The sequence below is a fragment of the Photobacterium salinisoli genome (assembly GCF_003614885.1).
GTDB classification, from domain to species: Bacteria; Pseudomonadota; Gammaproteobacteria; order Enterobacterales; family Vibrionaceae; genus Photobacterium; species Photobacterium salinisoli.
This window is the reverse complement of sequence record NZ_QZMS01000007.1, coordinates 323,177-349,638: the sequence shown is the minus strand read 5'-3', so window position 1 is coordinate 349,638 and position 26,462 is coordinate 323,177. Positions and strand designations below refer to the sequence as shown.

Below are 26,462 nucleotides of genomic sequence, written 5' to 3'. Positions count from 1 at the left end.
AATGACAACGATAGTGTACCATTAAGCGGTTGATTTGCCCTGAGTATCGCAGTCTTCAGCATAAAAAAAGCGGAAGGCTGTTAACCTCCCGCTTTTTGACCATACAGTCTGTTAACCACATTGGCTGTGGAACATCACCGATAATCGAATCGATTAAGCCAAAGCTTTGGCCAGCTCAGCACTAACGTCAGCAACAGGCTGTGTACCATCAATTTTGATGTATGTGGTGTTGCCAGCATCGGCTTCTTTGCTGTAATAGCTGATCAGCGGTGCAGTCTGGTTATGGTATACACCCAGGCGTGCACGAACTGTTTCTTCTTTGTCATCTTCACGGATTACCAGTTCTTCACCAGTAACGTCATCTTTACCTTCCACTTTCGGTGGATTGTAAACAGCATGGTAAGTACGGCCCGACGCCAAATGTACACGGCGACCCGCCATACGTTCGACAATTACGCTGTCTGGAACGTCAAATTCAATGACGTAATCCACTGCCACGCCAACTTCTTTCAGGCCATCAGCCTGAGGAATAGTGCGTGGGAAACCGTCCAGCAGGAAGCCTTTTGCACAGTCGTCTTCAGCAATACGCTCTTTGACCAGACCCAGAATAATATCGTCAGACACCAACTGACCTGCGTCAATCACGGCTTTCGCTTGTTTACCCAGCTCAGTACCCGCTTTGATTGCCGCACGCAGCATGTCACCCGTCGAAATCTGAGGAATACCAAATTTCTCCATGATGAATTGTGCCTGTGTGCCTTTACCTGCACCTGGAGCGCCCAGAAGAATGATGCGCATCTTGATCCCCTTTTCTAGTAATTAGCCGGAGTTTTTGGAAAGTCAGAAAAATACACTGATTAGACCATACTCGCAAGTCCGCGTCCCCGGAAGCTAAACGATTACATTCTGTATCAGCATACTCTTTGAAGCAAAACGGGCGCAGATTGCCTCTGCGCCCGTGAGTGATTATGGCTGTGCCAACAGCTTATTTACGGCAGCAAGGAACTGGGATGGATCTTCCATCGAGCCTCGTTCAGCAAGCATTGCCTGCCCCAGTAACATCTCAACCCAGCGGCCAAACGCGTCTTCATCCGCTTCATCGGCCATACGGTTCACTACCGGGTGTTTCGGATTCAACTCAAAAATGTACTTCACTTCCGGCGCTTCGTGCCCGGCCGCAGCCAGCAGTTTCGCCATTTGTGTCCCCATTTCATTTTCATCCGTCACTACCACAGCCGGTGTATCTTGCAGCTTAAAGGTTGCGCGAACATCTTGCACACGATCGCCCAGATACGTTTTGGTGCGTTCAATAACCGAGGCAAACTCTTCTTTTGTCTGCTCCTGCGCTTCTTTCTCTTCTTCGTTTTCGAACTTGGAAAGATCCAGACCCGCCTTGGTTATAGACTGGAACTGCTTACCGTCAAATTCCGGCAGATAACCCATCAGCCATTCATCAATGCGGTCGTGCATCAGGACAACTTCCAGGCCTTTAGCACGGAACTGTTCCAGGTGCGGGCTGTTTTTTGCCGCCTTGAAGCTATCTGCAGTAATGTAGTAGATCTTTTCCTGGCCTTCTTTCATCCGGCTGACATAGTCTGCCAGAGAAACGGTTTGCTCTGGCGTATCGTTATGGGTTGAGCTGAAACGCAGCAACCCGGCAATTTTCTCGCGATTCGCGAAATCTTCCGCCACGCCTTCTTTCAGTACCTGACCGAACTCTTGCCAGAACGATGCATACTCATCTTTCTTCGACAACTTTTCCAGCATGGACAAAGCACGCTTAGTACAAGCTTTGCGCAGCGCCTGAGTCACTTTGTTGTCCTGCAGAATTTCACGGGACACATTTAACGGCAGATCATTTGAGTCAATCAGACCACGCATAAAGCGCAGGTACATCGGCATGAACTGCTCGGCATCGTCCATGATAAAGACACGCTGCACATACAGTTTCAGGCCGTGTTTGCTGTCGCGGTTATACAGGTCAAACGGGGCCTTGGACGGAATATACAGCAGACTGGTATAGTCTTGCTGGCCTTCCACGCGGTTATGGCTCCAGCTCAGCGGCTCAGCAAAATCATGGGAGACGTGTTTGTAGAATTCTTTATATTCATCATCTGAAATATCAGACTTACTGCGGGTCCATAACGCCTGGGCCTTATTGACCTGCTCCCACTTTTTACCGGTTTCCTTGCCTTCCTCATCGTGTTCAGCCGTTTCCATCAGCACTGGAATACCAATGTGATCTGAATATTTACTGATGATGTTGCGCAGACGGTACTCGTTCAGGAATTCTTTTTCCTCTTCACGCAGGTGAAGAATGATCTCAGTACCACGGTCCGTTTTCTCGATATCTTCTACCGTATAATCGCCTTCACCGGTTGAGTGCCAGCTGACCGCCTGATCGGCAGCCGCGCCGGCAGCACGGGTATTGACTGTCACGGCATCAGCAACAATAAACGAAGAATAGAAGCCAACGCCAAACTGGCCAATCAACTGAGAATCTTTGCTTTGATCTTCGCTCAGCTTGGAGAAAAAGTCTTTGGTACCGGACTTTGCAATCGTCCCCAGGTGCTCGATCACCTCATCGCGGGTCATACCGATACCATTATCGCTGATAGTGACTGTGCCTGCTTTTTCATCAAACGACAAACGAACAGCCAGCTCGCCATCGTTTTCATACAGTTCTGGGGCAGAAAGGGCACGAAACCTCAGTTTATCAGCCGCATCGGAAGCATTGGAAATCAGCTCCCGTAAAAATATCTCTTTATTTGAGTACAATGAGTGGATCATTAAGTGAAGCAATTGCTTTACTTCAGATTGAAAGCCACGTGTTTCTTTGTTTTTTTGCAGGGTTTGCTCGCTCATTTGAACTCCGTAATCCAGGTTTACCTCATTACTGATACCTAAATATGGCCGGTTCAGCTTAAATCAAGTCTTGCCGTTAAAAAATCTGAGATCGCCTTAAAGTCAGTCTCTTAGCTATTCAATAAACAAGCGGGCGTCTATGATATACGAGTCACAAGTCACCAAAAGGCTGGTAATGGATCATACGCATTGTAAATTTATGATTGGCAACAGATTTACTTTCTCCCCTCAACACAACAGCCTGGCTGATGCACTTCAGCCGGAAGAAACCGTTTATTTAGGTATCAATGAAAGCCGGGCATTGCAGTTGCTGCTTGATGAGCCGGGAACCATCATTTCCCGTCAACGTATGCATGATTTTATCTGGCGCGCGCAAGGGTTTGAGGTAGATGACTCCAGCCTGACCCAATCGATTTCTACCTTGCGAAAATACCTGCAGGATTCGACACGTTCACCCGCCTTTATCAAGACGATTCCCAAACGCGGGTATCAGATGATAGCCAGTGTCGATCGTATTGACGCAGCCACTGAATCCACGATTGAGGCACCCAATGGTGCACAGGCTGATAGCATAAGTAGCTTCATTGATTCACCTGCCCAGTATCCGGTTTCTGAAAGCCCGGCTGAGGACACTGCCGACACCGCACCTATAGAGTCAGAAACACAGGTAACGCACGCCCCTGTCAGGCGTCAGTTATTCCATCCCAGGTACATTATCAGTGCCCTGGCAACCTTCATACTGTGTATTGTATTACCGCTCTGGGCGTACCTGGCTCCCCCACCCTCATCAAGCGCCTTCTATAAAGCATTTATGATCGATGATATTCCCGTACTGATTCCCAGCGAGGTTGACGTGGGGCAAGAATGGCGCCCCCTGATCAGGCAATGTGTTTCCGCTCACATGCGGAGCAATGACAACAAACCGTCTGCCGCGCCGGCCAGAATTATTGTCACAGGTGGGGCGCATAACCAGCTGTGGATTAATCTGATTTATACAACGGCTGATTACCGGAAAAATATGACACTAACGATAGTGACACTTGACAGAGAAAGGGATCTGCCATGTACAGTAGACTAACCCAGCCGGTCAGAATGCACCGATATTACCGGTTTATTATCATTGCTTTAGCAAGTCTGGTGACCCTGGGCAGCCTTTACTATTTCTTCAGTAGTGACCATAAAATTTCCCGTTTTCTGACTTCGCATAACTGGCAGTCTTACACTGTCACAGATGTCGCCTCAACCGAAGTACCCGGACTTGAAACACTTAAAAAGGTCATTGAAACCAGTCATATTGTCTATATGCCCAATCAATCCTATTCACGGGTAACCCGGGTGACCATGATTAATGAGGATCAGGGCCAGCTTCACCTGACGATTACTGAATATGGTCGATGGGAAATCAGTGGTGGTTATTTACAGGTTCGTCCCACCCACTTTAATGAGCTGAAAACAGGCGATGAAAGCGCATTCAGCAACAAGCAGATTACCGCCATCAACCAGTATTTTCAGCTCAATGCGGAGCAAAGTAACCGGATTGATATCCTGAGTGAAAAAGCCGTGCTGTTAACCGGGCTGAATACCCGATCTCAGGTGCTGAACGCCAACCTGTAACGAAAAAAAACCGACGATAATCGTCGGTTATTCATAGTACGTCAGAATGCGGGAAAAAGGCGTTAATACAGTTTCTGGCGACCAGCCAGAGAATGCGACAGTGTTGTCCCATCCACCAGCTCAAGCTCGCCGCCAACCGGTACACCATGTGCAATCCGGGTAGCAGGTACTTGATAAGCCTGGCAAAGTTCGGCAATAAAATGTGCAGTCGCCTCGCCTTCAACCGTCGGGTTGGTGGCCAGGATCAGCTCGGCAATCTGCTCGTTCTGCAAACGGTATTCCAGCACATCCAGCCCGATATCGCTCGGGCCGATGCCATCTAATGGCGATAGATGTCCCATCAGAACAAAATATCGGCCTGAAAACTGGCCCGTCGCTTCAACGGCCATAATATCTGCCGGGCTTTCCACCACACAAATCTGGCCATTTTCCAGACGACGGGGATTGTCGCAGATAGCACACACGTCTTCTTCAGTGAAGGTCCGGCAATCGCGGCAATGACCGATTTCAGTCATGGCTTTGCCCAGCACATCAGCCAGCTGCAACCCACCCTGACGGTTGCGTTGCAACAGGCTGAAAGCCATACGCTGCGCTGATTTTGGCCCAACACCGGGCAGGCAGCGCAGCGCGTCCATCAACTGCTCAAGTAACGGACTGGTACGCATTGATTAAAATGGCATCTTAAAGCCAGCGGGCAGATTCATGCCGCCGGTTACACTGGCCATTTTTTCTTTCTGTGCTTCTTCGATACGACGGGCAGCATCGTTAAACGCCGCCGCAATCAGATCCTCCAGCATATCTTTATCGTCTTCCATCAAGCTGTCATCGAGCTCAACACGACGGACGCTGTGACTGCCGGTCAGGGTCACTTTTACCATGCCGGCACCGGCTTCACCTGTCACTTCCATGTTGGCGATTTCTTCCTGCATTTGCTGCATACGCTCTTGCATCTGCTGCGCCTGCTTCATCATATTCGCCATACCACCTTTACCAAACATATCTTCTCTCTCTATCGGTCTGGTTAATTTATAAGGGTCTTACGCTCTCTTCATCAAGTACAGCACTGAATCGCTGACAGATGAAAGTCACGTGAGGATCCTGCTGCAGACTTGTCTTAGCCTGATCCAGTTTCTGTTGATAAATAAACTCCCGCCATTCGAGGGGGGTACGCCCATTATCACCAGGCTTGATGTGTAATTCTATCTCGTGTCCCAGTATCTCAGCCAGCGCTGTGCTTAACTGAGCTCTGGCTTTTGGTGTATCCAGATGTTGCTGAGACGGACGCAGATACAGAATCAGTTCACTGCCTTGCTGCTCCATCGCAGAATTTAATGCCAGTTGCTGAACTAAACGATCGGTATTTAACCGAGTCACCAGTTCAGACCAACTATCCTGCTTTGCCGCTTCACTGACAAGCTGTTCTGCCATCTCTGGTGTTTTTTCGTGCTCCAGCGCTTGCTTGAGCTCGGTTGGCGCGATCACTGCTGGCGATTGAGTATCTGGCTCAGGCTGGCTCGTCGGCTGCCACTGATAATCCTCAGTCTTGACCGGCTCAGCCGCCGACAGCTGAGCAACCGGCGATCCGTGATTTGCACCTGCTGGCTGAGAACGACGACCAGCATGCTGGTTCGTGATCCGTTCCAGAACACTGGAAGCAGGTTTCTTCACCGATGCCGGTTCAGTCTTTTTTGGCTCGGCAGATTCCTGGCCTCGCCGGCTCTGGCTGCGCAAGCGATTTCTTGCTGCCAGCAGCCCGGACGCCGGTGATGCAGCCTGTGTCATTGCCGCTGACTGAGGCTGGTTGTGCTCAGTCGGCTGCGTGTGCATCACAGGCTGAGATGCCGTTTGCGGCTCAGGAGCATACTCCGGAGCCCTTGCCGGCTCAGAAGCGGCGACAGGCTGAGAAGGTGAGTCACCTTCAGATAACGGTCTTGCCGGTTCAGACGGCCTGGCCGGTGGAACCGGTGAAGAGTCCTGAGGTATCGCTCTTGTCTGAGACGCAGCCGGACGGCCAGCAGGTGCTGATGCCGGTACCGGAACTGCCTGCGGGGTTAATGCTCCCGCCGCGACAGGACGGAATGCCAGCATACGCAACAGCACCATTTCCAGCCCGGTACGGCCATCCGGTGCCAAAGGTAAGTCCTGGCGTCCCTGCAATGCTATCTGATAGTGCAGCTGCACATCCTGTGGCGACATCGATTTGGCCAGCAGGACAATTCTGTCGGCATCAGGCGCAGACAGATCAAGCGCAGCGGGTAACACCTGATACATGGCCACACGGTGAAGCTGCGCAGCTAATTCACTCAGTAAGCTATCCCACTCCACACCAACGGCGGCCAGTTCTGCCAGGCAGGCCATTGCTGGCTCGACCTGGCCCTGAGCCATAGCCTCCAGCAGATACAGCGCCTGCTCTGTATTGAGTGTACCCAGCATAGCCGCAACGGTATCTGACTGTACCTGGCCATTACCCAGCGCAATCGCCTGATCGGTAAGGCTGAGTGCATCACGCATACTGCCTTCTGCTGCTCGTGCCAGCAAACTCAGTGCATTACTCTCGAAGCTGACCCCTTCTTCTGTCAGGACATGGTTCAGCTGTTGTTGGATCTGGGTATTATCCAGATGCTTGAGATGAAACTGCAGGCAACGGGAAAGAATCGTCGCAGGCAGTTTTTGTGGATCTGTGGTCGCCAGAATGAATTTAACGTGCTCTGGCGGCTCTTCCAGCGTTTTCAGCAAGGCATTAAAGCTGTGACGAGACAGCATATGCACTTCATCAATCAAATAGATCTTGAAGCGCCCCCGCGCCGGTTTGTACTGCACGTTATCCAGCAGTTCCCGGGTATCTTCGACCTTTGTTCTGGAAGCGGCATCAATTTCCAGCAGATCAACAAAACGCCCCTGCTCGATTTCAAGACAAGTATGGCACTTACCGCAGGGGGATGCCGTGATGCCCTGTTCACAGTTGAGTCCCTTGGCAAACAGGCGGGCAATGGTTGTTTTACCTACGCCACGGGTACCACTGAACAGGTAAGCATGATGAAGTCGGTTATGTGTCAGCGCATTGGTCAGGGCTGTCAGGACATGGGATTGGCCGACTACATCGTCAAAACGATGCGGCCGCCATTTCCGAGCCAGAACCTGGTAACTCATGGTGATAAATCCTACAGAATCCGATCAATCAGTGACGGTGATCCGCCAGACTGAATCCAGTCGACCATGCTAGCACAGGGAGTGAAAAGGCGCGAGAGAACTCAAGGGGATGTTTCTCTTTCCAGATTGCTACTGACAACATTTTAACCTGAAAATCCACATCCCCCAGATTTAAGCAGAACGGTTCTATCAATGACCGTCAAAGTCACAGATGCTGAAAACGTTGAGGCCAATATTACGCAAACGCTGCTGACCACCAATCTCAGGCAGATTAATGACAAAAGCCGCATCTTCCACAATGCCGCCCAAACGACGAACCAGTTTCGTGGTGGCTTCAATGGTGCCGCCAGTTGCCAGCAGATCGTCAACCAGTAAGACTTTATCGCCTTCGACAATGGCGTCTACATGGATTTCCAGCGTATCCTGGCCATATTCAAGCTCATAACTTTCGCTGATAACATTTCGCGGCAATTTACCCGGCTTGCGAACCGGTACAAAACCGACACCCAGAGCCAGCGCCAGCGGGGCGCCGAACAGAAAGCCCCGAGCCTCGGTGCCAACAACTTTGGTAATCCCTTTGTCACTGAACTGCTGATGTAAAATTTGCATCGTCGCACCGTACGCGGCCGGGTCTTCCATCAGGCTGGTGACATCGCGAAACAGTATGCCTGGCTTAGGATAATCCGGAACCGTTTTGATGCTGTTTTTGATCAAACTGAAATCGTCTTGGACAAGGGTATCTTGGCTCATAGTCTTTTCCACCGGCTGCATATTTACAGCAGTCTGTTTAGGTATTTGACGCCTGTGATCAGGCAGTTTAGGCGCAAATAGTAGTGATTTTTACAGTAAGGGGCAACTTTCACTCTGAAATGTAAGAGCTCACAGGGGCTAACGGCTTTCACCGCGTCCTGAACATTCCGTTTCCCTGACAGGTAAGCGGTTAAACCAAATCAGCAGAACAATAGCAATCACAAACAGTAAAGCTTTGACCCAGGAGACAGGCACGATCAAGATAGAGAAAGCAAAACTGAGCGTTATGGTCAGATTGGCACGACGTTTGACTGATCGACTGATGGCATGATGCTGATGCCAGTTATCCAGTACAGGGCCCAATTTAGGATGGTTGTGCAGCCAGGAGTGTATTCGGGGGGAGCCACGCATGAAGCAGGCGCTGGCTAACAATAAAAAGACAGTGGTAGGTAAAAGAGGAAGGAAAATACCCAATACGCCTAAGGTTACGAAACACCAGCCGGAAACCAGCAACAGGGTTCGCCAGATCAGTTGTTTCACATTCCCTCTCTTTTACTTTCAGCCTGTTTCAGGCTTTCCGCTGCTGGCGGATTAATTGCTCAGAATACCCAGCCAGGTCAGGCTTGCAGGTAATGTCGGCAGCAGCATAGCAATCAGAAAACCGATAAAGTAATTAAGATTATACGGTTCTTTGAAATCATGTTCCATTATATCTTCCTTTTCCTAAGTTTAACGTACTGAAAAATAGAAAAAAGTGGCAAAGTGACCACATAAAAACAGCACGGAACTATAAAGCATTCTATTGATAACAAAAACCGACAAAAAGAAGGGTTATTCTGCTGTTGCTTTGACTTAAGTCAGTATTGGCGTGGCGTTTAGGCATACACTGTGATTCAGTTTACCTAGGAGTCTCTCTATGAATAGTGATTACCTGCAACAGCAGTCCTCTCGACTGGAGCAAGAATATGAGGCACTTTCAGTGGAACTCTATTCAGCGCTGAATGCTATTCGTGCTGACAGCACAGAAAACAACCCGCCCGAAAAAACCATCAACGAATTGCTGACGCTGGCAACTCATAGCGCCGAACCGGCACTAAGACGAAAAGCACGGCGCCTGGAAGCTATTGATGCCGCATTATGTGCAATACGGTTAGATTTGTACGGTATTTGTACCGACTGCGAAGAGCCGATTGATGCCGCCACTCTAGACCAGGACCCCGCTCAACCCCGCTGCCATCAGTGTCAGTCACACAGTAAATACCACCATCAGCGCTCATAACCCGCCCTCACCTGATAGTGGTATTGTCCCTCAGCGCCTCGCCTTTATGGCTGGTTAGCCATCCATGCCTTGAAGGCGGCTTTTTCTTCAGGTTTCGCTTTGCTGTACCACAACTTAAGTTGCGCCAGCGAATCACCGGTAATTTCTACTCTGCCGTCTTGCCCGACTTCCACTGCCGCTTGCTGTAGATCAACAGCATAGCCCTGTTCAAACGTAATACCGTGCTGGCGGTTATATTCAGCAACCAACTTTTCCATATCGCTGAATGCCGCAACGCCATCGCCCTGCAATTCCACAAAAGGTAAAACGCGTTTGCTGCCATCGGCCAGCACCAGCGTCCATTCAGGGCCGCGCTGGAAATAAGCCTGAGCCTGGCTGAGAGCAACCATAGCCGGCAGCTCAATGCGGGCATCCTGCGCCGGCATAGTTAACTCAAATAAGTAGGGCCGGGTGGTATAAATGGTATTCTTGCTGCCGTTTTTCAGTTCGGCATCATAACGCAAAACCACCTGGTGCTTACCTGCTGGCAGCTCCACCTCTGTCGCTCGTGACCACAGCGATGTACTCACTTCTTTGCCGTCTACCACCAACAGCTCAATACCATTGCTTACCGACAGGGTTGCCGCCTGCACATGCGTCGCCAGCAGCGAGGCAAATAAAAGAATTTTTTTCATAGCCAATCAGTCTTGTTATCTTGTTCACCAAAACAAAAAGCCGCCCAAACGGCGGCTTTTGCAATATCTGTGTACTGGTAGAAACCGTTCTTAGAACAGTACTTCCATACCTGCTACGTAGCCCAGATCCAGGTCATATTTGTCTGAATCAGCCCAACCCAGCTCAGCATACAGCTTCACGTTGCTGTGCAGTTGGTGAGTCACGTTTGCATATACGTTGTTGTAATCGTTTTCCAAACCACCGGCTTTTGGATCGCTTTCCAGGTCAGCAAATACATAACCCAGAGCGAAGGTGTTCTTGCCCATAGTGTATGAACCAGCTACTTCGACAAGGTCAGTATCAGCATTGTTCTCTTCAACATTACCGTAAGATGCAGCCAGAGCGAATGCATTGAAGATATATTCAGCTTCGATGTTGTAACCGTCAACTTCGTTACCAACTGCGCCTACATCATCAGAGGTGTAGTAGTAGCCACGTACATCCAGACCGGCAAAACGCGCACCCAGACGTGCATCAGTGATACCACCGTTGTCGTCCGCGTTAATGTCGTGAGAAGCGCCGAAATAGAACTGGCCGTTGTCGTAAACGTACTTAACAACTTCACTGCCCTGAGTTTTACCCAGATCCAGCTGCTCCAGACCCATTTCGTAGTCTTTGCCGATACCTGCATCATCAGAGATCAGGAACTGACGACCGAAAGTCAGAGTACCAAAGCTTGCACCTTGGAAACCAGCATACAGCTCGTCATTGAAGAAATCAGAAGAGCTACCATTGTCATTAGTGTTAGACAGGTCAAAGCTCAGACCAGCAACCACGTTCAGGTTGTTGTTAACCGGGATAGTGGTGTTCAGCGTGATGTCACCATCATCCAGACGGATAGTTGGATCTGAATCTGTAGTATCGGCAACAATGCCTTGGAACAGCTGAACTTCAGCAGAACCAGACAAATCGACGATAACGCCGTCTTGGTCCAACAGGTTAACAGAAGCGTTTGCAGAGCCTGCAGCCAGTACAGATAGTGCAATTAGCGTTTTTTTCATGATATCCACTGCCTTTTCTTATGGATGGAATTCCTATTTCCAGAATCCCTATTGTTTTTTTATATCCCTTCCCGGCAGCCTGTGTGCGGCTCAGAAAAACCTGACCATGCAAAACCATGCCGGGATGGCGTAACTTGCGGAACTCATCCTGACAGAGAAATTATTACCATGTCAAATTCTCACTGTGTAACAACAAATTTTTCTTACGGCCTTTATATTCAATAACTTAGCTTTATTATTTAGCATAAATTTAACAAAGACACACTTATCACATGGAATTTAATGGTTACTTAATAGCGTCAAATAAAAGAATTTATAGCCACAAAAGCATTTAAAACACCACAAAAGTAGAATATTACACTTCATTTTAGTTAAATATAAGAACATTGGATTAATCAAGTGGTTAACAACCCGCCATTCAACTGAGGTTCAATCTTATTTCGTGAGGAGAATCCCATTTCAAGTTAAAAATGCACGAGGATCAGCGAGAGGCTCCATGACCAGAGCTTCGTGTTATAATGTCAGCCCCAACCAAGATTAAGTTTCAGTCATGCTTCACAACCAGATAAAAACTGATATTAAACAGTGCTATACCAACCTGAGTGCACAACTTGAGCATTTTATACCCCGTCGTGCACAAAACTATCTGGTTGCTGAAATCGCGAAAACGCTATCAGGCGAATACCATGATAAACACCGTATGCTGGTTGCGGAGGCAGGTACAGGCATAGGCAAGTCCCTGTCGTATCTGATGGGGTGTATCCCGTTTGCCCTGTTCAATAACAAAAAAGTACTGATCGCGACAGCAACCGTTGCCTTACAAGAACAGCTGGTTCATAAGGATTTACCGCTTTTCAGGCAAATTTTTCCGAAAGAATTTAGTTTTATCCTGGCGAAGGGCCGTCAGCGTTACTGTTGCAGTCATCGCCTTGAAGCCAGCTGTGCCGGTCAGGACGACGGTCAGCTGGCGCTCTGGCAAGAGAAACCGAAAAAGTCTGATCTCAATATGCTTAAGCGCATGCTTGCCGCCTGGCAGCAGGGAAAGTGGGATGGCGACAGAGACAGCTGGCCCACTGTGGTGCCTGATCGTGTCTGGCAGCAAATCGTCTCGGATAAGCACAGTTGCAATTCCGGCATGGCCAAACACAGAAGCTGCCCTTTTGCGAAAGCCAGAGAGCACATGGATAAAGCCGATGTGATTATTGCCAATCATGCCCTGCTGATGGCCGATCTGGAGTTAGGCGGCGGCATCATATTGTCAGAGCCTGAACACACCATTTATGCCATTGACGAAGCACACCACCTGCCGCAAGTGGCGAGGGACTTTTCCGCTGCGGCCGCCAGCCTGAAAGGTGCCAGTAACTGGCTGGAAAAACTCAATCAGTCGGTCAGTAAGCTGGCCGATCTGGCTGATGCCCAAAAAGCTGGCCGTTTTCAGAATACCCTGCAGGAATCCATCCAGCATTTAGTGCCGACGTTACGCCAGTTAGCCAGTCAGGTCGATCCTGCGGTATTCAGCAAAGACGGCAGTTACCGTTTTCCGCACGGCGAACTGCCTGCCTGGCTGGCGGAAGAGGCGCAGGGTTGCCGTGATGCCAGCAAAAAAGCCAGGCAATCTCTGGCGAAAATGCATGACATGATCACTGAGCGCCTGAAAGATGACGAAGTACCGGCGCGCAGTGCGGAACCGGCATTGGCAGAATCAGGCCACTATCTGCAGCGCCTTGAAAACCTTGAGAAAGTCTGGTCGCTCATGGCGCAGCCCATCAAAGAGCATGGCGCCCCGTTAGCGCGCTGGCTGGAAAAAACCCCGGAACAGGACGGGGACTTTATCGTTCAGGTATCCCCGCTGGAAATCGGCTATCGTCTCGATCAGCTCCTGTGGAGCCGGGCAGCAGGCGCTATTTTAGTGTCGGCGACACTCAGGGCTCTGAATCAATTCAGTTATTTCTGCCGTCAGGCCGGTATCAGCGAAACAGAAGGGACACGCTTTCTTGCCCTCGCCTCACCGTTTGATTACCAGAATAACGGCCGGTTGGTGATCCCGCAGATGAAATGCGAGCCACAGGCTGAGCAGTTCACTGACTTACTGATAGAAACCTTGCCTGAGTATTTTGAAGGCGAGACCGCTAGTCTGGTGCTGTTTTCTTCATACTGGCAAATGAACAAAGTTGCCGAAGCCTTAAAGCCGCTTTGTCAAAAAAACAGCTGGGAACTGCTGGTACAAGGCGAAGAGTCACGTACAATCCTCCTTGAAAAACACAAGAGCAATTGTGAACAAGGAAAAGCCAGCATTCTGTTCGGTACCGGCAGCTTTTCAGAAGGTCTTGATTTACCCGGGCACCTTTTGAGAAACCTGGTGATCACCAAAATACCGTTTGGCGTTCCTACCTCGCCGGTTGAAGAAGCGCATGCGGAATACATTGAAAGTCGGGGCGGCAATCCTTTTTTACAGATTGCCGTACCGGAAGCCAGCAAGAAGCTGATCCAGTCTGCGGGCCGGCTGCTGCGCAAAGAGCAAGATTTTGGTAGAGTTGTGCTGCTCGACAGACGGATCATCACACGGCGCTACGGCAAAGCACTGCTCGATTCATTGCCTCCATTTAAGCGCGTAATTGAACACACCATCAAAGAAAAATGAATAATTAATGATTGAAATGATAGATCCGGGCATGTGGCTCATTCTCGGTCTGGTAGCGCTGGCTGCCGGTTTTATTGATGCGGTCGCCGGCGGCGGCGGCATGCTGACAGTCCCGGCCCTGTTATCGTTAGGATTGCCTCCCCATATAGCGCTAGGGACCAATAAACTGGCTGCGACTTTTGCATCCTCCACTGCCGCGCTGACCTATTATAAAAAACAGCTGTTTTCCCCGGCTTTCTGGAAAGCTTCATTTGTAGCGACCCTGATTGGCGCTGTGACAGGTACGCTGGTTGTAAACATCATCAGCACTAACTGGCTGGAGAAAGTGCTCCCGCTGATCATTCTTGCAGCGGCGGTTTACACCATCTGGCACCCGCACCCCAAAGCTGACAATCACAAGCTGCCTGAACCCAGCGTCAGCCTGACGCGAAAACAGTGGCTGCAAGGCACGGGGCTGGGCTTTTATGACGGTTTAGCCGGTCCTGGAACCGGGGCGTTCTGGACAGTATCGAGCATGGCTCTCTATAAACTGGACATTTTGCTGGCATCGGGCCTGGCTAAAGCCATGAACTTCACCAGCAACCTGACCTCACTGATAACCTTTGCCATACTGGGTCATATCAATGTTGCCCTCGGGCTGACCATGGGCGTCTGCCTGATGCTCGGCGCCTACATTGGCGCTCACTCTGCCATTCGCTTTGGCAGTCAGTTCATTCGACCGGTATTTGTGACCGTGGTGGTTATTCTGGCTATCCGGCTGGCCTGGCAGGCATGGTTTTAAGCGGATAAACGGTAAGAGGAAAAACAGCTATGACGAACGATCTACATCGCCTTTCTGATCTGGTCGAAAAGCTGCTCTCTCCTGCCGAAGCACTGGATCATCAGCGCAGAGAAAGCAGTAAACCTCTTTTTGACAAACAATTATTTCACGGCCAGTCACGCCTGCTGGTTCCTTGTATTCGCGAGATTCAGCAAGAGATTGCGGCACTGAAAAGCGAGCAGGCATCGGGCCGGTTACACGCCACCAGAGCCAGTTATGTCTGCGAAAAAATTCTGGCGCAGATCCAGGCGGTACAGCGTGAAATGGCCACCAAGCAGATTCGTGAGTCTGAACCGAAATATCAGGTCAAACAACGTAAAAGCCTGCACGAGCTGTACGATGAGCTGGCACAGCATCAGGACTGGGAAAGGCGGCTTGCCGCTATGGTGAAAGACAAAGCGTTTGCGCTGGAACAGGCAACGCAAGTCAGTTCTCGTCAGCCTTTGCAACAACAACTGCTCGCGCTGGAGGGCCGGCTTGCCCGCTGCCAGCAGGCCATGACCCGCCTTGAAAAGGCAATCCTACAGCTTGAACGTAAAGGGTAACTATGCTGCCACTCGTCTATCACCCGGTGTACTCTCAGCTGGTTCTGCCAGAAAAGCACAGATACCCTATCACCAAATATGAACGTTTGTTCCTGCATCTCACTCAGGAAAAACAGATAGAAACATGGGCTGATGTGGCTTTTTTCGAGCCGGAAGCTGTCACGCCCGATGCCCTCAAAACGCTGCATCAGGCTGACTATATTGACAGCCTGATAAACAACACTTTACCCGCAGCAAAAATGCGCCGTATCGGTTTTCCCTGGAGCCCGCAGCTGATAGAGCGGACCCTGACCTCGGCAGGCGGAACCAGAATGACGGTGGATTTAGCCTGCCAATACGGCATCAGTCTGCATTTAAGCGGCGGTTATCATCATGCTCACTATGACTTCGGCAGCGGTTTCTGTCTGGTCAATGATCTGGCGTTTGCAGCCCGCCACGCGCTGACGCTGCCCAATATTGATAAGGTCATGATCATTGACTGCGATGTCCACCACGGCGACGGCACCGCCACCTTGCTGGCCAATGACGACAACATCCTCACCTTTTCTGTCCACTGCGACAAAAACTTTCCGGCGCGCAAGCCTGACTCTGACATTGATTTAGCCTTACCGCGCGAAACAGGCACCGTCGAATATTTATCGGCCTTTAAGGCTGTGCTGACACTGGCGCTGGCACAGCACCGGCCTGATCTGGTGATCTATGATGCGGGGGTAGATATCCACCAGCACGACGCACTTGGCTATTTTAACGTCACCACTGAGGGCATTTTTCAGCGTGATCACTTTGTCATCAGCCAGTGCCACGACAACAACATCCCGCTCGCCGCTGTGGTGGGAGGCGGATACCGTGACGATCACCAGCAACTGGTTAATATCCACGCCCAACTCTTCTGGGCAGCACTGGCCGTCCATCAACCCGAAAAACAATTTACCGCACCAGATATTGCTTTTGACTTTCAGGATGCATGATGAACAAAAAACAACCGACACAGTCAACCGGACAAAACACAGTGAAACATTCACTCACAGATGCCCCTAAAGAGGTTCAGCTGGCGGTAGATTTAATCTATCTGCTGGAAACCAATAATGTTGATCCCGAATTGGCACTGGCCGCGCTGGAGATAGTGAAAACCGATCTGCAGGCGAAAGTGCAGCGAAAAAGAGATGAACAAGGTTAATCCGTCAAAACAATGACGAAATAATAAATAAAACCCGTCATTTCATCGCCCCGATTTTTATTTACCCTAAAACGCAATATATCCATTCAGATTCATTCTGTTCTTCTCTAAAATACCTACTCAAATTGATAAAAATAATAAATCAGCCAGTATCAGGCACGGAAACCTGATACTTGGTGTGTTTTCTCAGGGATAAATAAAATGACAAAATTATGCAACCAGTCCATTGTTAATGGGCTGAAACTCACCAGTATTGCCAGCCTGCTGCTATTAGCCGGTTGCGCCTCAGACTCCGCCTCTGTTGCCAGCCCAACAACCGGAACAAATGCCAGCTTCACGGCCACCAGCCTTGAACCGGTAAAAGATATGCAGGCAAAAATCAAAGCGGCCGAACAAACTTTTGCGCAAAGCCAGGCGCTTACCTGGTTTGCCACTGATACCATGAATGAGGCCAAACAATCGCTGGATGATGCACTGGAATACTTCAGTGAATATGAGTTGGATTCAGACAAAGCGAACGACAGTATCGGGATTTTCAGTTCGAAAACCTATCTGCAGGCAACACAAGAAGCCTTAACCCAGTTCAAGCAGCATATTAAATCTGCCGAGCGTACTCAGACAGAAGCCATGAAAATACTGAATGAAGCATTCAGTAACCGCCGTGAGTTAAACAGCATCAATGCCGGTACTTATTTCCCTCAGGCAATGGCACAAGCTGAAAAAGAGCTGAAAAAGCTCGTGGATTATATTGCTGACAATGATAATGACAGCGCCATTAACGGTCAGGCGGATTTGCTGCGAAAGCAACGTGCTTTAGAAGTTGATACAGTGACGACTATTTATCTGGCTGACAGTCAGAAAGAACTCAAGCGTCTCCAGACAGAACAAGCCGGACAGCATGCCCCCGAAACGCTCAGACATGCGGAGACGACGCTGAAAGCAACAGAAGCTTTCATTAATGCTGAACCTCGTGCGAAAAGCGTTATCCAGGAAAAAGCTGACGCGACTGCCTTTGCACTGGCACACGCCAGACATATCGCGCATGTTGTCAAACAGCTGAAAGCCATGAAAACCAGTGATTACGAACGCCACATTCTGAGCTATGAAAACATGCTGCTGGCAATCAGCCAGGAACTGGGGACTGAAGATCTGCGTAATCACCCCATTTCCGAGCAGGGCAAAACACTGGTGTCTGCTATTCGTGAAACGCTGAACGAACAAGGCAATGAAGCCAGACACTTAGCACAAGCCAAAAACAAACTGGCAGAGCAAACCCAGCGCGGTGATGAACTGGCTGTCTCACTGGTGGCAGCGAAACAACAGATTGCGGCACTTGAGCGCCAACATACCGCAGAAAAAAACCTGCTGATACAACAAATTGCCCAGTTGACCGACAGCAGCCTGCCGACAGAAAAAACAGCCCAGTCGCCACAATCTCCGGCCACCTCTATTCAACCCAATCAGCCGGTAAAACAAGCTGAAATCTCGCAACCGGAGCCGGATGACAACGCTTCCACGACGTCCGGCGAGATCACTTCACCGGCGACGCAACAGGAGCAGCCTGCCGCGTAACCCTTCAGGATAAACAGATAAAGCCGCTCAGCATGAGCGGCTTACCCGCAACGAGATAATCGACTAAGAACGAATGAACTTCTTGTAAACAAGCAAGACGATAAATGCCCCTAAGGTCGCGGTAATCAGGCTGCCAATATTCACCCCGGTAACTGGCCCCAGGCCAATTAAGCTGCCAACCCAGCCCCCGACAAAAGCACCGACAATCCCCAGAGCCATAGTCACAATCCAGCCGCCGCCATCTTCACCCGGCATCAGCCATTTGGCCAGTGCACCCGCAATCAGGCCCAGAATAATCCAGGAAATAATACCCATTTTTCACTCCTCTCGTCGGAATTGACCACGTTCAAAAGAAGCTTAGCTGAGTTTACAAGATATGATGTATTGGAATTAATGCAGATTAAAAAGCAAACCTTTCATTAAATAAAAACCCGGCAATCGCTTACCGGGTTTTTTCGTTAGTCTCTCAAGGAATAGGTTTAATTGTCATCAATTACCGATCAGTTACAAGGACCAATCAATGCCCAAGGTCCACCCTGATCAGGCTGATTATTGTTCGTCCACCATTTGGCTTCATAAATAATGCCGTCATAAAGCGCCTGATCGCCTGCGGTATAAATCTGTCCATTGACCCAAGGTGCGGGGCAAGATGAACCCGGTTCAAAGCTCACTACCAGAGTCTGGTTTGCCGTCACAGCCGTAAAGGTGTAGCTGCTACTCACAGGCTGAGCAACACCATTAACAATCACTGAACTGACGGTATAACCACTGTCAGGGACAAAATTGACAGTGAAATCATCGCCACCTTTCGCAGACAATACACCGGATGCATCAGGTGCAGGTGAAATAGTACCACCGCTACCACTGACACTTACGCTGATATCAAAGTAAACCGGGATATCGATGGTTGTCTCTGAATAACTCCCCGTGAAGCCGGCGAAATTACTGGCAGACAGTGTAGTCACATCAGTATTGTTCAATACCAGACGTTTCTGATTGCCCTGAGCAAATGGTTCCAGCAAGGTTATCACAGTGTTTGCGCCTTCCTGGGTCAGCTTCACAGCACTAAACGGAATCGCTTCATTGCTTGGCGTTGTAATGACGGTTTTTGCCACATCAAAACTATTCACGACCAGCTCAACATTCCAGCCCCAGGTCACACTATTGATTGGCACAATGTAACCCAGACGGTCATAACCTCCTGTTACATTGACAAACATATCCGGAGTGAGATCCGCCAGTGTCAGACCCACCAGCTCATAAGAGGCATAAATACCGCCATCTTCAGCCTGTGGCCCGATAACGACTGAGGTTGCAGTTTCGAAAGCTTTCAAATGCTTAAAGCCTATACCAGCAGTACCTTCAATCTTATCAACCGCGGGATCAAACCCAGTAACCACTTGCTTGCCCGAGTTCCAGGCTAGCGTATAGACATCCGACTTAACAATAACCTGCTCAGTATTTGCCTGGACATCTGAGGCATTGACTCCGGTTAAGATCACTGTCTGCCCGGAGAACTGTAACTCTGTTCCCCCAGCAACGGAAGAAACCACCAGGCCAGCTAATGGATCCGCCGCTTGCCAGCCGCGCAGCACGATAATGTCATCACCAACGGTAAAATCGTTCACTGTCGTGACCGCACCAGTTTGCTCATTCAGCAGAATCTGATCCTTACCGCCACCGGTAATCACAGTGTCATTACCTTCACCGGCAGTCAGCACTTCGTCGTAAAGTGAACCCTCAATGACATCATTTCCTGGGGTATCAAAAATGGTGTTATAACCGCCAAACTTATGTACATATTTAGTAATGCAAGTTCCCAACTCGTCGCAGGTAATCTGATCATTGGTCAGCAATGCGGCAGTCCCCCAGGCACCACGTAAGTGGGCTGCTGCCAGGATACCGGACATTGTTGCCTGAACCTGAATTGGATTGCCGTCATCGTCTGTACCCGGCCAGCTTTTTGCCAGAGCCTGTCCCCAGGTCATGTTGGCATCTTCCAGTAACTTGCTGATCACTTTAACATTAAAGTGCATCGCATCCCGCATCACCAATTCTTGCTTTTCAGGCAAACGCAAATCGGCCAAAGAGTTCACACCATTTTTGCCAACAAATGTGCCTTCCCAGCGGTTATTATCAGTCACATAAACCTGATTGCCCCCTGATCCATCAATTTCAGCTAAGGCTTCGGTTTTACAGCCAATCCAGGTTGAGTCAGGAACAAACATATAAAAACTGTCGTAATCTGTACCGTCGATATTAACCACTTTCGGGCTGTAATAACCGGCATCAATCAGAACGGCCTCACCTAACTGATAACCTATAAAACCCCACGCATTCATAGAGTTATACTGCATCTGCCGGAACATTTCCGGATCGTTCGGTGTGCTCGGATTATAAATATTATCAATACCCAGTTTGGTGAAAAACTGGCTGATAGTTGTAGGCTCAGAGAGCATAGTACCAGTCGAGCAGTCACGAACCAGCCGTCCCGGTTCTGTCACTTGCGCGTAGGTGTACACTGGATTATCAAGGTTCTGAGCATAAAAATCTGCCAGAGCAGGATTAATACCCGATTCAAAATCACGCAATGAATCTAAGAACCCCTGAATACCGCTAGCCTGCGCCTGTCCACTTAATGCTGAAGCCACCAGCAGAGTGACGAGCCCGTATTTTGTGTTTAACATAATTTCCCTTTCTACTTTTATTTGAGGCAAAACCTCTCCCGAATCTCCCAACCACAAAATACTGGGAGGCCACCCCGCTGGCGTACGCCAGCAGGAAATTTAATGTGTGTAAATTCGATCAGACAGTGAGCGGTCAGCTCACCCGGCTCACCGCGCAGCCATTTCCGGCTGCGTGCTCACCCGCCAGTACCCTGGCTGCAGCGGCAGCACTTTCAGGGCGGGAGGAGTGAGCACAAAGGTAGTGAGAGACTGTGGGATAACGCAGCAAGTCATAAGGGCTGCGCAACGCCACAACGATCAGATTGCTGAAGTCCTGACTGAGTTGCTGAACCAGTTGCTGAGCCTGCACCTGGTCAAAGTCTTCACCGGGCAGCGGATGATTTTCTGTTACCACCACGAGGTAACCATCATTACAGCTGTCGGGGAGTTGCTCGACACTGACTTCCTGCCACACGGCTTCGGTCTGGCGCAGAGTTTGGATGAATGCCTCATAAGCAGGCTGAGACTGGTTAGGACCAATCCCTCTGGGGTTCATCAGATTATGATAACTGGCATCCGGCGTGGCATTGATAACATAGAGTTTCTGACCACTGATTTCTAAGCCGCCGCGAACCCAGGTCACCGCCGATTCTGCCGTCTGCCTGGCCACTATCTGGCCGGCTGGCATAGAGACTTTGTGAAACAAGGGCATGGGCTGCAGTTTATCCAGCTTGAATCGCACCACTTTTTGTAATGCTTCATCAATCACTTGTTCTGAAAGTTCACCCGATTTCACGGCATCTATCACGCCGTGAATCATCGCCAGTTGCTTATCCAGATACGCCTCTGAATGGTCATAGTGCTCTTCAGAGAGCATGATCATAGTAATCCCGGCCTGCATCGCTCTGACAGCCGCCTCGACCGGCGTATAGTGATGCTGGATGGCACCCATGTTCATGCTGTCGGAAATAATGATGCCGTCAAATCCCATATCCCTGCGCAACACCTGCTGCAAGATAATTGATGACAGTGTCGCCGGGTAAATGTCATCAAGCTGAGGGTAAAGAATGTGGCTGGTCATCACCAGATCCACGCCGGCATTGATCGCCGCCTGAAACGGCGCCAGATCATTGGCTTTCAGCTCGTCGTAAGATTTATCGACGCGGGGGATATCCCTGTGCGTGTCCCCTTGCGTGTCACCATGGCCGGGAAAATGCTTGGCGCAGGCTGTTATTTCGCCTTGGTGTAATCCGCGAACCGCAGCAGCAGAATGGGCGCTGACTTTTTTCGGCTGATCGCCAAACGAACGGGTATCAATGATCGGCGACTCAGGGTTAAAGTTCACATCACAGCATGGGCCAAGGATGCAGTTAAAGCCGGCATAGCGCATTTCATCACCGATCACTTTATACATGCGTTCCGTACCCGTCACCGTATCCGCTACCCCCAGAGCCAGATTGCCTGGCCCGGTCGTCGACTCTCCCACCAAGACACCCCAGGCACCTTCCTGATCCACGCCCAGCAACAAAGGCAAACGGTGGTGATGCTTGACGATGACATCCAAAGACTGGCTTAGCTGATGGGCTTCGGTGAACGTTTCCGCGTTGTCCTGACTTAAGTAACAGCCGCCCAGGTTGTACTCAGCCACCATCTTACGCGCCGCCTCGGCAGATTTGCCGGGAAATGCCAGAATAAACAGCTGACCCACTTTCTCCTTGAGCGTCCAGCTGGCAATCAGCTCTGCCACTTTTGTATCTGCATCCATGTTTCTCTCCCTAACATCCCTTATAAAAATCAAATCATTATTTCTTACGTAACTGACGGATCTGGCCCATGGTGAAAGTCACCGCCACAATCACAATAATGCCGCGCAGGATCAGTTGCTGATCAACATTCAGCCCCATCAGAATCAAGCCATTGTTCACCATGCCCATGATGAGTGCCCCAATCACAGAACCAATGACAGTCCCCTTACCGCCAAACAAGTTGGTACCGCCTATGATCACGGCAGCAATCACCAGCATCAGATCGTTCTCACCTAAGGTGTAGCGGGCACTGTAAAGGCGGCCTGAATACAAGATACCGGCCAGTGCAGCAAGAAAGCCGTTCAGCATCAGCACATACAGCTTGATACGGTTAACATTGATCCCCGAATACATGGCAGAGACTTTATTGCCCCCCGTCGCCAGCACATGCTTCCCAAAAGTGGTGTTGCGCAGCACAAAGGCGCCGATGACGGTGACGATAATGGTCCAGATAAACAGAATGGAAAACGGGCCTATGTCGCCGGAACCAAAGATGAAGGTATAGGTATCATTATCAATCGGAATCGACTGCAACGACGTAGACCAGCGGGCAATACCGGTAATAATGCCAGTCGTACCCAAGGTGACCAGAAAGGATGGAATACCCACCTGAGTGACAAAAACGCCGTTCACAAAACCTATCATGGTGCCCACCATCAGAGCGGCCGACATTGCGAGCAAAATACTGTCGGTTTCCTGCAGTGTCAGGGCCGACACTATGGCGGCTAAAGCAACCGTTGCGCCAAAAGACAGGTCAATCTCAGCCGCACTGAGCACAAAAGTCATGCCGACCGCCATAATCGCAATCGTTGCTGTCTGACGGGCAATGTTCATCAGGTTCACTGAGGTCAGAAATCCTTTGTCATGCAGCATCACCGAAAAGAAGATGAAGATGCCGATAAAGACAAAGTAAATGATGTAATCGCGCCAGTTAATGCGGGTTGTACGTGGCGGCTGAAGTGTTTTCTCGTTCATTCGCAATTCCTTATCCTTACTGCACTGCTGCCAGCAATGCTTCTTCCGTCATACGCTGGCCACTGAAATGGCGAACGATACGCCCTTTGTTGACCACATAAATTACATCGCAGAAACTGCCAACTTCGGCATATTCACTGGACACAAAAATCACACCATTACCCTGAGCGACATACTGATTCACAATTTTCATGATTTCGTATTTCGCGTTGATATCAATGCCGAATGTCGGATCATCGAGCAGCAGGACTTTAGCGTCTGTGGACAGGCATTTGCCAATCACGACTTTCTGCTGATTGCCCCCGGACAAAAACCGTACCGGCTGAGTCACGCCAGTCGTCTTCACGCCCAGTTTTTTAATGGTGTCTTCCACCATGGACTGGCCCTTGGCTTTATCCAGCACCATAGATCGTGAAATCCGGTCAAACGAGGCCATCAATACGTTGTCTTCGACAGAAAAATCCAGCACCAGTCCCTGTGAACGGCGCTCTTCCGGCACCATGTTGATCCCGTTTTCTATCGCCTGCCGGGGGGAGTGAATATTCACGACCTGGCCGTTCACCCTTACTTCGCCACTCTGTATCGGCGTTAAACCATAAATGGCTTCCAGAATTTCCGTTCTGCCGCTGCCCAGTAACCCAGCCAGACCTACCACCTGGCCCGGCATCACCTTAAGGGATACCGCATCAAGATCGCAGGTCGTCACATTACGCAGCTCTAATAAAGGCACTGCCTCAGATGCAGAAGTGGCCGGTCGCTCCCAGACAAAATCCGTGTCGGTCTTGCTGCCCAGCATGGCTTCGACCAAGGCATCAACAGAAGTGTCTGCCGTCTGGGTTTCCAGCACGCTATAGCCGTCCCGCAGAACCGTAACTGCATCACAGATACGCATGATGTCGCTCATATAATGCGTGATGTAGATAATTGAAATGCCTCTGCTTTTCAGGTTTCTGATCACAGTGAACAAGGCATTGATTTCATTGTTCGACAAAGAAGCGGTTGGTTCGTCCAGTACCAGAATGCGGGCATCCATTGCCATGGCTTTGGCAATCTCAATAAACTGCTGCTCACCGACACTTAAGTTCTCAACCTTTTGCCGTGGATCGATGTCCACCCCCAGCGTTGCCAGAATCGGCTCAGCCTGTCGCACCCGGTCACGATTGGAGATCAGTGCAGAGCGCTGAGATTGAGTCAGAAAAATATTGTCTGCCACACTCAGGCTGGGTATCAGGCTGAGATCCTGATAGACCATAGCTATCCCTTTCGCCTGAGCCTCTTTCGGGGTGGCGAAATGACTCTCTTCGCCAAAGAGGCGGATCTCACCGCCGTCCCGCTGATGAAAACCATTGATCAGTTTCACCAGGGTCGATTTACCGGCACCGTTCTGACCAACCAGGGCATGTACCTCTCCGGTTTTCAAGGTGAAATTAACCTCTTTCAGCACCGGATTACCATCAAAGCCTTTCTTAAGGCGACGGGCTTCAATTGCATTCACTTCCATTGGATACCTCTTCATAGCGGTATGCCGACAGCTAACTGGCATACCTGCAAACCGAATTTAATTACCCAGTGCTTTTTGCACAGAAGCCGGTGCTTCGCGGCGTAGCGCCTGCTGCCAGGCATCAGCCAGATTATCGCGGGTCACAGCACTGGCACTGACAGTGACAAAAGGTGGCGTGTATTCACCCAGTTTTGCCAGAGCGCCCATGCGGGCCAGGGTCTGCCCGAGGTCATAAGGCAAATCGGTCACGATACCGGCAACGTTTCGGCCTTTGGCCATATCCAGCGCATTGGCCGCGCCGAGATCCATGGTCACGACTTTGATATCTTTACGACCTGCGGCGCGCGTTGCCGCTACAACGCCTTCGGCAATGCTGTCCCAAGGGGCATAAATGGCGGTCATATCCGGGTACTGGGTAATCAGTGCCGAGGCAACCACCTCGCCGTCATTCGCATTGGCAATACCGCGTTTTGCCACAATCTCGATACCCGGGTAGTTTTTCTGCAGATTGGTCAGTACCGCCTGATCACGCTGATTGGTGACGTAATAATTGGCTTCGTGATAAATAAACCCGACTTTGCCTTTATTACCTACGGCCTTGGCGATCATGTCCGCTGCCAGCTTACCCATCTGGAACAAATCATCGGTCACGATACCGGCATAATCTTTACCGTGCTCAAAGCCACTGGGCAGGTTACTGATCAACACCAGTTTGCTGCCCTGCTGTACCGCGGGTTTAAACGCAGCGGCCCCTGACACCGGGTCGACCACCAGCGCAATCAGAATGTCGGGCTTCATGGCCATAGTGGTTTCAACATCCGTTTTCTGCTTATTGGCATCAAATTCCGCGTCCGTCACAGCCACCACATCAATGTTCAGTTCGGCAAACATGTCTTTCGCGCCATCAATCAGGGCGTTAGACCAATCTGATGTGCTGTGCATCAGAATCGCCGCGGTGTAGTCCTTGCTTTTAATCGCGCTTTCTTGCGATGCATTTAATGTCACCTCGGTATAAGGCGTTGCTTTTTCTCCGTTAGGCCCCTTCGTTGAAGTGACTTCTGCTAATGACGGCATGGTCACTGCCAATAGAGCTGTGAAACCTAAGGTTTGGCATACCTGAGCGATTTTCTTCAATTTCATTCCCTGTCCCACCTTTTCTTTGAGTATTACATGAGTATTAATATAGGTGTTTTTTAGGTATTTAATGCGATCGAGATCTCGACACATAACCTTTACATAGTGATAACAATCACAACAACGATTGAAAAAACAACAGGAAATTCATTGACCCTATCAATAACACCTGTAAATAACGTCATGAAACGCGGCAAAACACCCAGTAAATACCTATAAACAAAAAAGCAAGGTGATTGATAGGTAAAAGCTG

The 26,462-nt window shown here is 49.9% G+C and carries 24 protein-coding genes; 9 read left to right on the top strand and 15 right to left on the bottom strand.

Annotation, left to right across the window (positions count from 1 at the left end; genetic code table 11):
- Nucleotides 1–153: 153 nt before the first annotated feature.
- Nucleotides 154–798 (bottom strand): adenylate kinase, encoded by a 645-nt coding sequence (adk, locus tag D6M16_RS02350; RefSeq protein ID WP_027252658.1) that lies wholly within the window; start codon nucleotides 796–798, stop codon nucleotides 154–156.
- A gap of 168 nt (nucleotides 799–966) precedes the next feature.
- On the bottom strand, nucleotides 967–2,865 hold the full coding sequence (gene htpG / locus D6M16_RS02345) for a molecular chaperone HtpG (RefSeq protein ID WP_120510397.1): 1,899 nt from the start codon (nucleotides 2,863–2,865) through the stop codon (nucleotides 967–969).
- Nucleotides 2,866–3,064: 199 nt separating this feature from the next.
- Here htpG and D6M16_RS02340 point away from each other — a divergent pair, with 199 nt between their 5' ends.
- Complete coding sequence (locus D6M16_RS02340) at nucleotides 3,065–3,943, top strand: transcriptional regulator (protein ID WP_240435511.1); 879 nt, start codon at nucleotides 3,065–3,067, stop codon at nucleotides 3,941–3,943.
- A complete protein-coding gene (locus tag D6M16_RS02335; RefSeq protein WP_120510395.1) occupies nucleotides 3,928–4,479 on the top strand; it encodes a regulatory protein ToxS in 552 nt (183 codons plus the stop codon). Before D6M16_RS02340 ends, D6M16_RS02335 begins: the two co-directional genes overlap by 16 nt.
- 62 nt (nucleotides 4,480–4,541) lie before the next feature.
- Here the strand turns inward: D6M16_RS02335 and recR are convergent, their stop codons facing one another.
- The 5 genes from recR to D6M16_RS02310 all read right to left on the bottom strand — a co-directional run bounded on the left by recR (nucleotide 4,542) and on the right by D6M16_RS02310 (nucleotide 8,919).
- Nucleotides 4,542–5,144, bottom strand: coding sequence for a recombination mediator RecR (gene recR, locus D6M16_RS02330; protein ID WP_120510394.1), 603 nt, complete (start codon nucleotides 5,142–5,144; stop codon nucleotides 4,542–4,544).
- A 3-nt stretch (nucleotides 5,145–5,147) separates the two neighbouring features.
- Entirely contained in the window at nucleotides 5,148–5,477 is a 330-nt protein-coding gene (locus D6M16_RS02325) for a YbaB/EbfC family nucleoid-associated protein (RefSeq protein ID WP_046219420.1), read from the bottom strand.
- Nucleotides 5,478–5,505: 28 nt separating this feature from the next.
- Complete coding sequence (gene dnaX, locus D6M16_RS02320; RefSeq protein WP_120510393.1) at nucleotides 5,506–7,629, bottom strand: DNA polymerase III subunit gamma/tau; 2,124 nt, start codon at nucleotides 7,627–7,629, stop codon at nucleotides 5,506–5,508.
- A 189-nt stretch (nucleotides 7,630–7,818) separates the two neighbouring features.
- Nucleotides 7,819–8,379 (bottom strand): adenine phosphoribosyltransferase, encoded by a 561-nt coding sequence (gene apt, locus D6M16_RS02315; RefSeq protein ID WP_120511840.1) that lies wholly within the window; start codon nucleotides 8,377–8,379, stop codon nucleotides 7,819–7,821.
- Nucleotides 8,380–8,517: 138 nt separating this feature from the next.
- On the bottom strand, nucleotides 8,518–8,919 hold the full coding sequence (locus D6M16_RS02310; RefSeq protein WP_120510392.1) for a YbaN family protein: 402 nt from the start codon (nucleotides 8,917–8,919) through the stop codon (nucleotides 8,518–8,520).
- A 376-nt stretch (nucleotides 8,920–9,295) separates the two neighbouring features.
- Between D6M16_RS02310 and D6M16_RS02305 the strand changes: the two genes are divergently transcribed.
- Nucleotides 9,296–9,658 carry a TraR/DksA family transcriptional regulator gene (locus D6M16_RS02305; RefSeq protein ID WP_120510391.1) on the top strand — a complete coding sequence of 121 codons (363 nt, stop codon included), beginning with the start codon at nucleotides 9,296–9,298 and terminating at the stop codon, nucleotides 9,656–9,658.
- 44 nt (nucleotides 9,659–9,702) lie between these two features.
- On the opposite strand, the gene D6M16_RS02300 is transcribed toward D6M16_RS02305, so the two are convergent.
- Together D6M16_RS02300 and D6M16_RS02295 are read right to left on the bottom strand one after the other, a co-directional pair.
- Nucleotides 9,703–10,332, bottom strand: coding sequence for a YccT family protein (locus tag D6M16_RS02300; protein WP_120510390.1), 630 nt, complete (start codon nucleotides 10,330–10,332; stop codon nucleotides 9,703–9,705).
- 90 nt (nucleotides 10,333–10,422) lie between these two features.
- Nucleotides 10,423–11,373, bottom strand: coding sequence for a porin (locus D6M16_RS02295; protein ID WP_120510389.1), 951 nt, complete (start codon nucleotides 11,371–11,373; stop codon nucleotides 10,423–10,425).
- A gap of 550 nt (nucleotides 11,374–11,923) precedes the next feature.
- On the opposite strand from D6M16_RS02295, the gene dinG reads away from it, so the two are divergent.
- From dinG to D6M16_RS02265, 6 genes are all read left to right on the top strand, one after another.
- The gene (gene dinG, locus D6M16_RS02290) at nucleotides 11,924–14,014 is read left to right on the top strand and encodes an ATP-dependent DNA helicase DinG (protein WP_120510388.1); all 2,091 of its coding nucleotides are present in this window, start codon (nucleotides 11,924–11,926) and stop codon (nucleotides 14,012–14,014) included.
- A gap of 7 nt (nucleotides 14,015–14,021) precedes the next feature.
- The gene (locus D6M16_RS02285) at nucleotides 14,022–14,795 is read left to right on the top strand and encodes a sulfite exporter TauE/SafE family protein (protein WP_162940896.1); all 774 of its coding nucleotides are present in this window, start codon (nucleotides 14,022–14,024) and stop codon (nucleotides 14,793–14,795) included.
- 29 nt (nucleotides 14,796–14,824) lie between these two features.
- Nucleotides 14,825–15,379, top strand: coding sequence for a primosomal replication protein (locus tag D6M16_RS02280; RefSeq protein WP_120510387.1), 555 nt, complete (start codon nucleotides 14,825–14,827; stop codon nucleotides 15,377–15,379).
- A gap of 2 nt (nucleotides 15,380–15,381) precedes the next feature.
- Complete coding sequence (locus D6M16_RS02275; RefSeq protein ID WP_120510386.1) at nucleotides 15,382–16,347, top strand: histone deacetylase family protein; 966 nt, start codon at nucleotides 15,382–15,384, stop codon at nucleotides 16,345–16,347.
- On the top strand, nucleotides 16,347–16,556 hold the full coding sequence (rsmS, locus tag D6M16_RS02270) for a pleiotropic regulatory protein RsmS (protein WP_240435510.1): 210 nt from the start codon (nucleotides 16,347–16,349) through the stop codon (nucleotides 16,554–16,556). The genes D6M16_RS02275 and rsmS overlap by 1 nt, the downstream gene beginning before the upstream one ends.
- Before the next feature lie 201 nt (nucleotides 16,557–16,757).
- A complete protein-coding gene (locus tag D6M16_RS02265) occupies nucleotides 16,758–18,128 on the top strand; it encodes a hypothetical protein (protein WP_120510384.1) in 1,371 nt (456 codons plus the stop codon).
- A 63-nt stretch (nucleotides 18,129–18,191) separates the two neighbouring features.
- On the opposite strand, the gene D6M16_RS02260 is transcribed toward D6M16_RS02265, so the two are convergent.
- From D6M16_RS02260 to D6M16_RS02235, 6 genes are all read right to left on the bottom strand, one after another.
- Nucleotides 18,192–18,443 (bottom strand): GlsB/YeaQ/YmgE family stress response membrane protein, encoded by a 252-nt coding sequence (locus D6M16_RS02260; RefSeq protein WP_120510383.1) that lies wholly within the window; start codon nucleotides 18,441–18,443, stop codon nucleotides 18,192–18,194.
- A gap of 185 nt (nucleotides 18,444–18,628) precedes the next feature.
- Nucleotides 18,629–20,815, bottom strand: a complete 2,187-nt coding sequence (locus D6M16_RS02255) for a carbohydrate-binding protein (RefSeq protein ID WP_120510382.1) — start codon at nucleotides 20,813–20,815, stop codon at nucleotides 18,629–18,631.
- A gap of 133 nt (nucleotides 20,816–20,948) precedes the next feature.
- Entirely contained in the window at nucleotides 20,949–22,559 is a 1,611-nt protein-coding gene (locus D6M16_RS02250; RefSeq protein ID WP_120510381.1) for a glycoside hydrolase family 3 N-terminal domain-containing protein, read from the bottom strand.
- Nucleotides 22,560–22,596: 37 nt separating this feature from the next.
- The gene (locus D6M16_RS02245; RefSeq protein ID WP_120510380.1) at nucleotides 22,597–23,574 is read right to left on the bottom strand and encodes an ABC transporter permease; all 978 of its coding nucleotides are present in this window, start codon (nucleotides 23,572–23,574) and stop codon (nucleotides 22,597–22,599) included.
- Nucleotides 23,575–23,590: 16 nt separating this feature from the next.
- Nucleotides 23,591–25,075, bottom strand: coding sequence for a sugar ABC transporter ATP-binding protein (locus D6M16_RS02240; RefSeq protein ID WP_120510379.1), 1,485 nt, complete (start codon nucleotides 25,073–25,075; stop codon nucleotides 23,591–23,593).
- A 57-nt stretch (nucleotides 25,076–25,132) separates the two neighbouring features.
- Nucleotides 25,133–26,149: a substrate-binding domain-containing protein gene (locus D6M16_RS02235; protein WP_420812224.1), complete on the bottom strand. Its 1,017-nt coding sequence runs from the start codon at nucleotides 26,147–26,149 to the stop codon at nucleotides 25,133–25,135.
- Between the last annotated feature and the right edge of the window lie 313 nt (nucleotides 26,150–26,462).

Bases quoted from the DNA above. Each gene is read 5' to 3' on its own strand.
- adk (WP_027252658.1), bottom strand. From the start codon at position 798: ATGCGCATCATTCTTCTGGGCGCTCCAGGTGCAGGTAAAGGCACACAG.
- htpG (WP_120510397.1), bottom strand. From the start codon at position 2,865: ATGAGCGAGCAAACCCTGCAAAAAAACAAAGAAACACGTGGCTTTCAA.
- D6M16_RS02340 (WP_240435511.1), top strand. From the start codon at position 3,065: ATGATTGGCAACAGATTTACTTTCTCCCCTCAACACAACAGCCTGGCT.
- D6M16_RS02335 (WP_120510395.1), top strand. From the start codon at position 3,928: ATGTACAGTAGACTAACCCAGCCGGTCAGAATGCACCGATATTACCGG.
- recR (WP_120510394.1), bottom strand. From the start codon at position 5,144: ATGCGTACCAGTCCGTTACTTGAGCAGTTGATGGACGCGCTGCGCTGC.
- D6M16_RS02325 (WP_046219420.1), bottom strand. From the start codon at position 5,477: ATGTTTGGTAAAGGTGGTATGGCGAATATGATGAAGCAGGCGCAGCAG.
- dnaX (WP_120510393.1), bottom strand. From the start codon at position 7,629: ATGAGTTACCAGGTTCTGGCTCGGAAATGGCGGCCGCATCGTTTTGAC.
- apt (WP_120511840.1), bottom strand. From the start codon at position 8,379: ATGAGCCAAGATACCCTTGTCCAAGACGATTTCAGTTTGATCAAAAAC.
- D6M16_RS02305 (WP_120510391.1), top strand. From the start codon at position 9,296: ATGAATAGTGATTACCTGCAACAGCAGTCCTCTCGACTGGAGCAAGAA.
- D6M16_RS02300 (WP_120510390.1), bottom strand. From the start codon at position 10,332: ATGAAAAAAATTCTTTTATTTGCCTCGCTGCTGGCGACGCATGTGCAG.
- D6M16_RS02295 (WP_120510389.1), bottom strand. From the start codon at position 11,373: ATGAAAAAAACGCTAATTGCACTATCTGTACTGGCTGCAGGCTCTGCA.
- dinG (WP_120510388.1), top strand. From the start codon at position 11,924: ATGCTTCACAACCAGATAAAAACTGATATTAAACAGTGCTATACCAAC.
- D6M16_RS02285 (WP_162940896.1), top strand. From the start codon at position 14,022: ATGATTGAAATGATAGATCCGGGCATGTGGCTCATTCTCGGTCTGGTA.
- D6M16_RS02280 (WP_120510387.1), top strand. From the start codon at position 14,825: ATGACGAACGATCTACATCGCCTTTCTGATCTGGTCGAAAAGCTGCTC.
- D6M16_RS02275 (WP_120510386.1), top strand. From the start codon at position 15,382: ATGCTGCCACTCGTCTATCACCCGGTGTACTCTCAGCTGGTTCTGCCA.
- rsmS (WP_240435510.1), top strand. From the start codon at position 16,347: ATGAACAAAAAACAACCGACACAGTCAACCGGACAAAACACAGTGAAA.
- D6M16_RS02265 (WP_120510384.1), top strand. From the start codon at position 16,758: ATGACAAAATTATGCAACCAGTCCATTGTTAATGGGCTGAAACTCACC.
- D6M16_RS02260 (WP_120510383.1), bottom strand. From the start codon at position 18,443: ATGGGTATTATTTCCTGGATTATTCTGGGCCTGATTGCGGGTGCACTG.
- D6M16_RS02255 (WP_120510382.1), bottom strand. From the start codon at position 20,815: ATGTTAAACACAAAATACGGGCTCGTCACTCTGCTGGTGGCTTCAGCA.
- D6M16_RS02250 (WP_120510381.1), bottom strand. From the start codon at position 22,559: ATGGATGCAGATACAAAAGTGGCAGAGCTGATTGCCAGCTGGACGCTC.
- D6M16_RS02245 (WP_120510380.1), bottom strand. From the start codon at position 23,574: ATGAACGAGAAAACACTTCAGCCGCCACGTACAACCCGCATTAACTGG.
- D6M16_RS02240 (WP_120510379.1), bottom strand. From the start codon at position 25,075: ATGGAAGTGAATGCAATTGAAGCCCGTCGCCTTAAGAAAGGCTTTGAT.
- D6M16_RS02235 (WP_420812224.1), bottom strand. From the start codon at position 26,149: ATGCCGTCATTAGCAGAAGTCACTTCAACGAAGGGGCCTAACGGAGAA.